At 36.3% G+C, this 11,784-nt stretch carries 11 protein-coding genes; 1 reads left to right on the top strand and 10 read right to left on the bottom strand.

Features of this window, described 5'->3' with window-relative positions; genetic code table 11:
- Nucleotides 1-8: 8 nt before the first annotated feature.
- The 8 genes from XYLOR_RS05110 to menA form a co-directional block, all read right to left on the bottom strand.
- Nucleotides 9-1,097: an aldose epimerase family protein gene (locus tag XYLOR_RS05110; RefSeq protein ID WP_211242069.1), complete on the bottom strand. Its 1,089-nt coding sequence runs from the start codon at nucleotides 1,095-1,097 to the stop codon at nucleotides 9-11.
- A 110-nt stretch (nucleotides 1,098-1,207) separates the two neighbouring features.
- Complete coding sequence (locus XYLOR_RS05105; RefSeq protein WP_036877547.1) at nucleotides 1,208-2,518, bottom strand: bifunctional folylpolyglutamate synthase/dihydrofolate synthase; 1,311 nt, start codon at nucleotides 2,516-2,518, stop codon at nucleotides 1,208-1,210.
- Nucleotides 2,519-2,569: 51 nt separating this feature from the next.
- Nucleotides 2,570-3,724, bottom strand: a complete 1,155-nt coding sequence (gene dnaJ, locus XYLOR_RS05100) for a molecular chaperone DnaJ (protein WP_036877545.1) — start codon at nucleotides 3,722-3,724, stop codon at nucleotides 2,570-2,572.
- Nucleotides 3,725-3,736: 12 nt separating this feature from the next.
- Complete coding sequence (locus tag XYLOR_RS05095) at nucleotides 3,737-4,372, bottom strand: nucleotide exchange factor GrpE (RefSeq protein ID WP_374057283.1); 636 nt, start codon at nucleotides 4,370-4,372, stop codon at nucleotides 3,737-3,739.
- Between the two features lie 53 nt (nucleotides 4,373-4,425).
- Nucleotides 4,426-6,042 (bottom strand): ABC-F family ATP-binding cassette domain-containing protein, encoded by a 1,617-nt coding sequence (locus XYLOR_RS05090; RefSeq protein WP_036877542.1) that lies wholly within the window; start codon nucleotides 6,040-6,042, stop codon nucleotides 4,426-4,428.
- 322 nt (nucleotides 6,043-6,364) lie between these two features.
- On the bottom strand, nucleotides 6,365-6,517 hold the full coding sequence (locus tag XYLOR_RS05085; RefSeq protein ID WP_036877541.1) for a hypothetical protein: 153 nt from the start codon (nucleotides 6,515-6,517) through the stop codon (nucleotides 6,365-6,367).
- An 11-nt stretch (nucleotides 6,518-6,528) separates the two neighbouring features.
- A complete protein-coding gene (locus tag XYLOR_RS05080; RefSeq protein WP_036877538.1) occupies nucleotides 6,529-7,422 on the bottom strand; it encodes an RluA family pseudouridine synthase in 894 nt (297 codons plus the stop codon).
- Between the two features lie 12 nt (nucleotides 7,423-7,434).
- Nucleotides 7,435-8,346: a 1,4-dihydroxy-2-naphthoate octaprenyltransferase gene (gene menA / locus XYLOR_RS05075; RefSeq protein ID WP_036877537.1), complete on the bottom strand. Its 912-nt coding sequence runs from the start codon at nucleotides 8,344-8,346 to the stop codon at nucleotides 7,435-7,437.
- 74 nt (nucleotides 8,347-8,420) lie between these two features.
- Between menA and XYLOR_RS05070 the strand changes: the two genes are divergently transcribed.
- On the top strand, nucleotides 8,421-9,053 hold the full coding sequence (locus XYLOR_RS05070) for an HD domain-containing protein (protein ID WP_036877536.1): 633 nt from the start codon (nucleotides 8,421-8,423) through the stop codon (nucleotides 9,051-9,053).
- Here the strand turns inward: XYLOR_RS05070 and XYLOR_RS05065 are convergent.
- Nucleotides 9,050-10,192: a cytochrome d ubiquinol oxidase subunit II gene (locus XYLOR_RS05065; protein WP_036877535.1), complete on the bottom strand. Its 1,143-nt coding sequence runs from the start codon at nucleotides 10,190-10,192 to the stop codon at nucleotides 9,050-9,052. The genes XYLOR_RS05070 and XYLOR_RS05065 overlap by 4 nt on opposite strands.
- Before the next feature lie 15 nt (nucleotides 10,193-10,207).
- The gene (locus tag XYLOR_RS05060) at nucleotides 10,208-11,782 is read right to left on the bottom strand and encodes a cytochrome ubiquinol oxidase subunit I (protein WP_036877533.1); all 1,575 of its coding nucleotides are present in this window, start codon (nucleotides 11,780-11,782) and stop codon (nucleotides 10,208-10,210) included.
- Nucleotides 11,783-11,784 lie beyond the last annotated feature (2 nt).

The following is an 11,784-nucleotide window of genomic DNA, read 5'->3' as shown; positions in this document are numbered from 1 at the left end:
CAGGTTAGTTATTTCTTTACCCCAAATTTGTAGATTGTCTTTTGTTTGTATTGTTCTCCAGGATTTAAAATTACAGAAGGAAAATAAGTCTTATTAGGACTATCTGGAAAATGTTGACATTCAAAACATATGGCACTCCTACGTGGGAATGTCGCTCCGTTTTGTCCTTTGTATCCGTCAGCCCAATTGTCTGTATAAACTTGTACTCCAGGTTCTGTCGTATACACTTCCATCGTTCTACCGCTGTTTGGTTCTTCAATGCGTGCAGCATAGCTTAATTCTCCTTCTTCTTTTTTATTTAATACGAAACAATGGTCGTACCCTGCACCGTTTTTGATTTGTTCATCAGATGAATCGATATCCTGGCCTACTGTTTTGGGTTTGCGGAAGTCAAAAGGTGTGTTTTTAACAAGTCTAATTTCTCCTGTGGGTATTGATGTCTCATCAATAGGAATATAGAAATCAGCGTTTATTTCGCAAATGAGGTTGTCAATAGTTGGAGTTGGGTTTGCAATACCTGCTAAACTAAAAAAACCATGGTGAGTAAGATTCATAACTGTTTTCTTATTTGTACAGGCAAGATACTCAAGAACAAGTTCATTTTCATCCGTAAACGTGTATTCAACTGTTATTCTGAGTTCTCCTGAAAATCCTTCTTCTCCATATGGAGACACATAATGCAGAGCTAAAGAGCGTGGCCCCATCTTTCTGGCATCCCATACTCTAGCGTGATATCCGGTAGGTCCACCGTGTAGTGTATTGGGGCCATTGTTAATGGCTAATTGATATTCTTTTCCATTTAGAGTAAATTGACCTTTGTCTATTCTGTTTCCATATCTTCCAATAAGTGTAGATAGAAATGGTTCTGGACTGTTTATTACTTCTTGAATATTATCATGTCCCTGAATAACGTTAGCTACTTTTCCATTTTTATCTGGAACCATTATAGCGACTACGGCACCTCCGTAATTAGTGATTGCAACTTCGAATCCTTTTCTGTTTTTTAGAATGTATAGGTCTGTATTTTTTCCGTTGATGTTGGTCTGAAAATTCTCTCTTTTCAGACCACAAAGGTTTTCTGTTTCTTTTGTGCTCATAATATCTTCATTTTTATTAGTTACTAAACTTAATCTGCAAAGTAAGAGAAAAAAAATGAATTTAGCAAAAGAAAATATTAAAAATAGACTGTATGGTGTGTTAAAAACAACTAAATCAAACTCGACAGGAAATCGGATACTATATAGCTGCTTCCGCCTATAAATACGAAGTCATCTTTGTCTGCGTCTTTTATTGCGTCTTTATATGCTTTTTCAACAGTTGGGTATGCATTCCCACTAATACCATGTCGAAGTCCGGTTTGTTGTATTTCTTTTTCATTAATGGCTCTTCCAATCTTAGCTTTTGTAAAGTAATATATCGCATTTTTTGGTAGCATTTCCATTACACTGTTTACATCCTTATCGTTAACCATACCGAATATGATACGCATGTTTTTGCATTTAACAGAATTGAGTTGTTGACTCAAAAACGTCCATCCTCCTACATTATGTCCAGTATCACATACTACTTTTGGATTATCATTTACTATTTGCCATCTACCCATTAATCCTGTTAATTCACAAACATTTTTAAATCCATCGTGGATACACTTGTAATTTGATGACATATTATCGTCTATTTTTGTTATAAGACCGAGTTCTCCCATTCTTTTTAGAGCACAAAAAACAGTGTTAGAGTTCTTCTCTTGGCATAATCCTCCAAGTTCACCATATATTGTACCTAAATTTTTAGTATGATACAATCTTCCGCCTTCATCTGTTGGCTCAGAACTTATAATTTCTTTTTCGTCTTCAGCATAGAATATATTTGCTCCCATCTCTTTGGCTTTGGCTTCAAATACAGGTCTCGTTTCGTCAACATATTCTCCGATTACAATAGGTACGCCTTTTTTGATGATACCAGCTTTCTCCGAAGCTATTTTTGCAAGCGTGTTACCAAGAAACTGTGTATGATCAAAGCTTATGTTTGTAATCACAGATAGAGTGGGAGTTATTATATTTGTACAATCAAGTCGTCCTCCAAGCCCTACTTCGATAACTGCAATGTCAATGTTCATATCTGAAAAATATTTGAATGCAAGAGCTGTCGTTATTTCGAAGAAAGATGGATGTAGTGGTTCAAAAAATGCACGTTCATTAGCTACAAAGTCTATAATATATTTTTCACTGATAGTCTGACCGTTAACTCTTATTCGTTCACGGAAATCTACAAGGTGTGGTGATGTATATAAACCAACTTTATATCCCTCCAGTTGTAGTATAGACGCTAAAGTATGCGAAACCGATCCTTTACCGTTTGTGCCAGCGACATGTATTGTCCTGTAATTTTTATGTGGATGACAGAAATGTTCATCAAGGGCACGAGTGTTACTAAGTCCTTCTTTGTAAGCACCAGCTCCTACTTTTTCGAACATTGGTGCACTATTGTATAGATAATTTATTGTTTCTTTGTAGTCCATACCAAATATGTGAGCCGCACATTTTTATAGTGCGGCCCATATGATAATTTTTTAATTAAAATAATTTTTGAATTTTTGGAAGATACTTCGTTTGGTATCTGAGTCACCCTTGAAATTATCGCTATCCCTCATTTTTTCAATAGTTTCTTTTTCTTCTCTATTTAGGAATTTTGGAACGTATACGCTAATATTTATTATAATGTCACCTATGCCATTGCCATAACCCCTTACAGCAGGAAGTCCTTTCCCTTTAAGGCGCATCGTTTTACCAGGTTGAGTACCTTCGTCAATTTTCATTTTAAGTTTATTCCCGGTAATTGTCGGAATTTCTACAGTTCCACCTAATGTTGCTGTAGGGAAGTCTAGTAATAGATTATATATGAGGTCCTGACCATCTCTTACAAATGTGTCATTTTCTTCTTCTTCTATGTAGACTTGTATGTTACCGGCCATGCCGTTACGTTTTCCAGCATTACCCTTGTTTGGAACATTCACAACCATGCCTTCAGCTACACCTGCAGGGATGTTTATTTCAACGACCTCTTCACCTTTAGTTACACCAGAGCCACCACAAATATGACATTTGTTCTTTATTACTTTGCCTTCGCCTCCACAAGTAGGACAAACTCCTTGTGTTTGCATCATTCCGAAAATACTCTGAGTAGTATGAGTAATGTATCCGCTACCATGACATGTTGGACAAGTTTCAGAAGAACTACCTGTTTCAGCTCCTGTTCCATTGCAGTGTGAACAAGTTATATCTTTCTTTACTTTGAATTTTTTTGTAACACCATTAGCAATTTCCTCTAAACCAAGTCTAACCTTAAGTCGTAAGTCACTACCACGAAATTGTTGTGGGCGAGACTGTCTTCCACCCCCAAATCCGCTAAATCCGCCATGGCCTCCAAAAATATCCCCGAACATAGAGAATATATCATCCATATTCATATTTCCATTGAAACCTCCACCAAATCCACCAGATCCAGGTGCATCGAAACCGAATTGGTCATACTGTTGCTTCTTCTGAGCATCATGCAGTACATCATAAGCCTCTGCAGCTTCTTTGAACTTTTCTTCTGCCTTTTTGTCACCTGGATTTCGGTCCGGATGATATTTTATAGCAATCTTTCGGTATGCTTTTTTTATCTCATCTTCAGAGGCGCTTTTGTTTACTCCAAGCACTTCATAGTAGTCTCTTTTTGCCATTTTGTCTTATTCTTATTGTCCCACAGCCACTTTTGCGTGACGTATAACTTTGTCATTTAGAGTATATCCGGCTTGAACGCAGTCAAGTACCTTTCCTTTTTTATCTTCTCCCATACCAGGTACCATAGCAATAGCTTCGTGGAAGTCTGTATCAAAGTCTTTGTCTGTCGTATCAATCTTTTTTAGTCCAAGTCCTTCAAGCACTTTGCCAAACTTCTGAAATATAAGGTCCATCCCTTCTTTCAAAACTTTTGGGTCTTCTGTCTTATCTGAATTTGCAAGCGCTCTCTCCATATCATCTAATATGGGTAATACAGCAGAAATAGTTCTTTCAGAACCATTGAGAATCAATTCTGCTTTTTCTTTTATTGTGCGTTTACGATAATTATCAAATTCAGCTACAGCTCTAAGATATTTATCTTTAAGTTCATCTATTTTTGCGTTAGCCAATTCCAGAGGATCTTTTATTTCCTGCTCATTTTCCTGAGAGTTTGCTTCTTTTTGCGAATCTTCATCCTTTGCAGTTGTGTCTTCTGTATTATCAACTTCGTTTTTCTCGACGTTTGTAGTATCTACTTTTTTTTCGTCTTCAACGTTCTTTTTTATTTTTTCTTCTTTACTCATATTGTTCTGTCTATGTTTGCTCATGATTAATAATTTTGTAAAACCTATCAATCATATAACAAAAAGCTTGCCAAAGTCTATACGTTATACATCTTTTCTTTTTGTGCCTTTATATCCTCGTCATAGATATATTGGTCGTAATCCATAAGCTTATCAATTGTACCACTAGGCGTAAGTTCAATGATGCGATCTGCAACAGTTTCAATGAATTCGTGGTCGTGACTTGAAAATAATATATTACCCTTAAATTGTGTAAGGTTATTATTGAAAGCTTGAATACTCTCCAAATCCAAGTGGTTAGTCGGAGTATCAAGAATAAGGCAGTTCGCATTTTTAAGTTGCATACGTGCAATCATACATCTCATTTTTTCTCCACCGCTAAGTACATTTACTTTTTTCATAACGTCCTCTCCGCTGAACAGCATCCTTCCTAAATATCCTTTCATCATAACTTCGTTACCTACACCGAATTGTCCGAGCCAATCTACTAAGTTATTATCACTATTGAAAAACTCCGTGTTATCCAAAGGTAGATAAGCTGTAGTTATTGTAACTCCCCATTTGTATTCTCCAGCATCCGCAGTACGATTACCGTTTATAATGTCAAAAAGTGCGGTCATAGCCTTAGAATTGTGGCTTAGAAAAACTACTTTTTGACCTTTTTCGATATTAAAGTTGATATGATCAAAAAGTACAGTACCATCAGACTCAACAGCCTTAAGATTATTTACTTCCAAAATTTGATTACCAGGTTCACGCTCCATTTGGAATATAATTCCAGGATATTTACGCGAAGATGGTTTGATTTCTTCAACATTAAGTTTTTCAAGCATTTTCTTTCGGCTTGTTGTCTGCTTACTTTTTGCGACATTAGCAGAAAATCGACGAATGAACTCTTCTAGTTCTTTACGTTTTTCATCAGCTTTCTGACGTTGATTCTGCGCTTGGCGCAATGCCAACTGTGAGCTCTCATACCAGAAAGTATAGTTACCTGCAAATATAGAGACTTTACCAAAGTCAATATCTACTGTTTGTGAACTAACGGCATCGAGGAAATGTCTGTCATGGCTCACAACAAGTACTGTTTGCTCAACATTGCTAAGATAATCTTCAAGCCATGTAACAGTTTCTAGGTCCAAGTCATTGGTAGGTTCATCTAGTAATAAATTATCTGGATTTCCAAATAATGCCTTAGCAAGCATTACACGTACTTTCTCTGTGTTAGACAATTCACTAATCTGCTTTTGGTGCAAGTTTTCTTTTATGCCAAGATTAGAAAGCATCTGTGCAGCATCACTCTCTGCGTTCCATCCGCCCATTTCTGCAAATTTTTCTTCTAGTTCAGCAACATGATTGCCATCTTCATCACTGAATTCCGTTTTCATATAGAGAGTTTCTCGCTCCTTCATGTTTTGCCAGAGAGGCTGATGTCCCATAAGTACGGTATCTAGGACTTTAAATTCATCATATTTAAAGTGGTCCTGCTCCAATATAGAAAGGCGTTCACCAGATCCCATCTCTATTGTTCCCTTTGTCGGTTCCAGTTCACCGCTTATGGCTCTAAGCAGAGTAGATTTCCCGGCACCGTTAGCACCGATTACTCCGTATATATTACCGTTAGTAAACTTGATGTTGACATCCTTATAAAGGACTTGTTTTCCGAATTGGATTGCAAGATTTGTAACTGTTATCATTCTCTAATTACCTTATTATTAATAAATTGGGTGCAAATCTACAATATTTTTTTTACATTACCAAATGTTATTCAACCGAAGTTTGGCAATTGTTCTATATGGTTTGATAAAAATGTTTGCTTTAGGTATTTTTACGTTTTGTAACGTCTATAATATTAGAGTAAAATTAAAATATTTATGAGAATCACAAAAGGATCCTTGAATTGTATTGTTTCAAGGTATCCTTTATTAATGATATATACAATAATTCTCCCAAATCAAACAGAATAAGAAGCGAGGGCTTTTCTGTTTAAGTTGGGGAACAAATTAAAAGCGAAACTAACTACTGCTTGAAGTAATAATATAGGGCCACCAAGACGCCAATAGTAATAACAGATATAACAGTCTTGAATAGGCAGCCTGCCACTTTTTTAACAATAAGTATTGCAAGTATCAGCACAATTATTGCTGATATGTAACCATATATAGTACTCATTAATAGATATTTTATTTAAATAAACTTCTGAATATAGTAGGAATAGGAATTTCAAATTCCATCGGTTCTCCAGTTGCTGGATGTGTAAAACACAACATATAGGCATGTAGACACAGTCTGTGTAAAGGATCGTCACCATTACCGTATTTAATGTCTCCACATACAGGATGGCCAAGGTCTTGAGTATGTACTCTAATCTGGTTTTTACGGCCAGTTTCCAACTTAAATTCTACTAGTGAATGGTCTGTGGTACGTTTTAATACATGGTAATGGGTAACGGCATATTTTCCACCGTTATCAATTGGTGAAGAATATGTAATGTATGCTTTGTTATCTTTAAGCCAATTATTTACAGTTCCTTCATCGTTTTCCATTTCGCCACTTACTACAGCTACATATCTGCGGTCGTAGACTATTTGATGCCAATTATGCTCCAATATTTGTTCTGTTTCAATATCTTTGGCATAAATCATCAGTCCACTAGTATCCCTATCTAGTCGGTGTACAACATGAGCTGTACACTTTTGTCTGCTTTTTCTGAAGTATTCATCCAGTACAGATTTTACGTTTAGTGATGAGTGTCCTCCGGCCATAGATAAAATACCTATGTTCTTTTCTATTACAACTAGCCACTTGTCTTCGTATACAATCTTGACATATCGACTTTTGAAAGGGTTATTTTTCTTAGTTTTACTTACAGAAACTTTCATTCCTGGTTTTAGCATGTAGTCAAATTGCGAAACAGTTTTACCGTTTACCTTTATGCCCCTTCCGTTTAATGTAGCTTTTATTTTAGTTTTACTCTCACCATTAACATTCTTAAGCAAGAACTCTAATATTCCAGATTCCTCGTTTACCGTATAAAGGTTATAATTGTTAGAATCATTTCTATTTATATTTCTCATAATTTATAATTTCTATTTTAATAATATACCCAGTGTTACCATCAATCCGAATATGAATATATTCCTGGCAGTCATCCCAAGTATAATGTTAAGGGCTTTCCCCTTTTTTATATAAGCCATTCTTCTAAACGTGAAGAAATGGAATGCAAGATATACCAACGGAAGTATTGCAGCCCATATGCGACCTGATTTAAAGAAAATGAAGCACAGCCCGCAGGCTATAAATCCGATAATAAGATACAGATAGAGTGTTGGTTTTGCTCCAAATGTTACTGCAATAGTTTTTTTTCCAACTTTCATGTCATTCTGTATGTCACGGAAATTATTTACTATTAATAAAGTGTCAATTACGAGTCCGCATGCTAAAGAAATAATGAAACACTCTAAAGTTACGGTGTGCAACTGTATATAATAAGATATGCATACCGGTATGATACCAAAAAAGACAAGTACTAGGACATCTCCCATACCCAAATAAGAAAGATGTGTGGTATAAAGGAAACAGAATACAATACATATCAGTCCAATAAGTACCATTTCAAGTCCTCCGTATAATACAAGAGGTAAACCTACGGCACATGCAATAGTTGTGGTCAGAGCAATACCTTTTTTCATAGCGTTTACACTTATCCACCCTTGGGCGCAAGCCCTTCTTGGGCCTAATCTGGTATTATCGTCATTGCCATTTACGTAATCAAAAAAGTCGTTGATGAAGTTAGCATCTATCTGCATTATGAAAGCAAATAGCAAACAGAGTATAGCTGCATTTACGCTGAACGCATTTATAGAGTACATCCTGCTGTCAACAAAAGCTAGCGCTACACCCACCATTATAGGAACAGCAGCTCCCGCCAAAGTTTTAGGTCTTGCTGCAAGAACCCATGCTTTCATCGAATTCTTTATCACAGTATTCTCTACTTCCATAAATTTAAACTTTAAGCTTGCAAAATTAAACATAAAATAGTATATTTGCAAAAATATTGAAGATTAATTGTATAATGGACATAATAATAAGCCTTGATTTGATGGAATTCGTAGAAAAAAACATTCTACCGCGCTATGCCGAATTTGATAGCGCTCATAAGATAAGTCATGTCCAGCAAGTGATAAAGAGTTCACTTCAACTGGCTAAGACTGTAGGAGCTGATTGCAATATGGCTTATACAATAGCAGCATATCATGATTTGGGACTTGTTGGTCCTCGTGCAATTCATCAGATAACTGGTGGAAAAATACTTATTACTGATGCCCGTCTGAAGCGTTGGTTTAGTGATGAGCAACTTAATATAATGAAAGATGCCATCGAAGATCATAGGGCATCGGCGTCTCATGCACCACGTAGCATCTATGGGAAGATTGTCGCAGAGGCTGATAGAGACCTTGATCCGGATCATGTCTTTAGGCGTGCAATACAGTTTGGTTTAGACAAGTATCCTGATAAAGATAGAAATTGGCAATGGGAGAGATTCCAGAAGCATATGCATGAGAAATACTCAAGTGAAGGTTATATCCATCTTTGGATACAAGGTTCACCTAATGCTGCAAAATTAACAGAGGTACGAGATATATTAATTCAGCCTTTGCTTCTCAAAAAGTATTTTGATAGAATATATGATGAAGAACAAGCTTAATATGCTTGTCCTTCATTTATGTCATTATTATCTATTTTCTTTTTATCCATAGCTCGCCACGCGATAACTATATATGCCAATACAAAAGGTATGAATATAGATACATAAGCCATTGTGCGCAATGTAAACTCACTACTGCAACTGTTGGCTATTGTAAGCGAACTTTGTATGTCTGCATTTGATGGATAATAGGCTGTATTGTTATATCCTGCACAAAGCAGTAGAGCGAGTACGGTTAGTACTACGCCTATTCCCGTAGGCCATATACCTCTGTAATATTTATCTTTTAACAGGGTTTTTACTGTACCCCATAAAACAAGTATTACGCCTACAAGCATAATAGCAGTCAACCACCACATCTGGATCATATTATTGAGATATTTCATTGGTTCCATGAATATTAATCCTGTGTTTGGATTCACAGCATACCCATCTTTAAGTATTGTCCTAATTAGAAAGGCAAGAAATGTTATCAGAAATAATACAAAGTCTATTTTGAGCCTTTTTCGTGCATTTAGTCTGATTTCATCATCAGCTATATTATTTATAAAGTATAATCCGCCAAGAACTCTAGATAAATAAAGAACAGCAAGTCCAAATACAAGGTTCCATGGGTCGAGTAGGGCATCAAGTCCATTGCTCGCGTTTGCCCATCTACTAATTATAGGATAAAATCCATTTGTTAGATTACCTTTGTCAATTATAAAGTTCGAACCGTCGAAGAACGTAGCAACTGCCCCTCCTAGTAATATTGGTCCAAGAATGCCATTAATCATAAGAAAGGTTTGGAATGTTCCTTTACCTAATATATTTCCTATCTTATTCTGAAATTCATAACTAACGGCTTGAAGTACAAATGTGAACAGGATAATCATCCATAGCCAATAAGCCCCTCCAAAACTTGTTGAATAGAATAGAGGAAATGATGCAAAGAATGCTCCTCCAAAAGTAACTAATGTTGTGAATGTAAATTCCCACTTATGTCCTGTAGAATTAACAAGCATACGCCTTTTTTCATCTGATTTTCCTATAGTCATTAGTAGTGAATTTCCACCTTGTACAAACAGGAGAAAAACCAAAAGGGCTCCTAAAAGTGATATTAAGAACCACCAATAATGCTGTAAAAATGTATATGTCATAATATTATCCTTTCATTAATCATTAGTAATATTTGCTTTGCTGTGATCGGGTCCCTTTTTTATAGCTTTACACATAATATTTATTTCAACTGTAAGAAGTGTAGAGAAAAGTACTAGAAAGATGAAGAACGTAGTCATTACAGCTCCTGGATGCAAATCGGATATAGCTGCACATGTTGGTAGCATATCTTGAATTGTCCATGGTTGTCTGCCGAATTCGGCAACGAGCCATCCTGATTCACTCACAATATATCCAAGTGGTAGGGAGCATAATGCGATAATATGAATCCACTTCATTGTTGATATGTCTTTGCGATAAACTATAAACAATATACAGGCGAATAGTATCACAAAGTAAATGCCAAGGCCAACCATTACTCTGAAGGCATAAAAGCAAATCGGAATATATGGAACCAACTCTCCTTTGTCTTTTATATACCCGTACCCAAAATAATCAATGTTGGACTTTAATATCTTTACAGACCTTTGTGCCGCTTCATTATCGCCAATAGCTTTTGATTTGCGATAATCACCAAGAGCTTTTATCGCGACTTTTCCACGGCTTATCTTTTCATCATACGATATAGCTTTTTTGCCATTTCGCATTAAATATTCTCCTTTTATAATATCATTTACACCTGGAACAAATCCATTTGTATTGTGAGTTGCCAAAAGAGAAAGTAAATTTGGTATTGATATGCCACCTGAAGCATGTTTACTATTTGAATAATCCGGTTGTTTAAAGGGATTAATGCATGATATTACAGTGAGGTTTTCTCCATTGCCACCTTCGTATAATGCTTCTATTGCAGCTAATTTCATGGGTTGTGTTTGTGCAACCATATATGCACTGTTATCTCCTGTGTGTATGGCAAGCAGCGAAGATATTAATCCAATTATAGCTGCAATCTTGATGCTTGCTATAGCCATCTTCTTTTCACGTCCTTTTATTAGGTACCAACAACTTACAGCTATAACAAAAATTGCACCAATTACCCAAGTGGAGATAACGGTATGGAAGAATTTATCTATTGCAACGGGTGAAAGAGCAACCTGTGCGAAACTAACCATTTCATTTCTTACAGTATCTGGATTAAACTCTTGACCAACAGGATATTGCATCCATGAGTTGGCTACAAGAATCCACCATGCAGAAATTGTTGCACCGGCTCCTGTCAACCATGTAGAAGCAAGATGAAATCCTCTTGAGACCTTTTTCCATCCGAAGAACATTATTGCAACGAACGTTGATTCCATAAAAAAGGCCACAATACCCTCTATTGCCAAGGGGGCTCCAAAGATGTCTCCAACAAACCATGAATAGTTGCTCCAGTTAGTACCAAATTCAAACTCAAGTATTATACCTGTAGCTATACCCATTGCAAAATTGATTCCAAAAAGTTTCTGCCAAAAAACAGCGGTGTCTTTCCAGAAAACATTCCGCGTTCGGTAGTAACAGGTCTCCATTATGCCCATTATAAGAGCAAGCCCCAACGTGAGAGGTACAAAGAGCCAATGATAGATTGCAGTCAGAGCAAACTGAGCTCTTGACCAATCGATAGTAGAAATGTCAATGTCTGATAAAATCATAT

Source organism: Xylanibacter oryzae DSM 17970 (genome assembly GCF_000585355.1).
GTDB classification, from domain to species: domain Bacteria; phylum Bacteroidota; class Bacteroidia; order Bacteroidales; family Bacteroidaceae; genus Prevotella; species Prevotella oryzae.
This window is presented reverse-complemented; position numbering and strand designations above follow the sequence as displayed.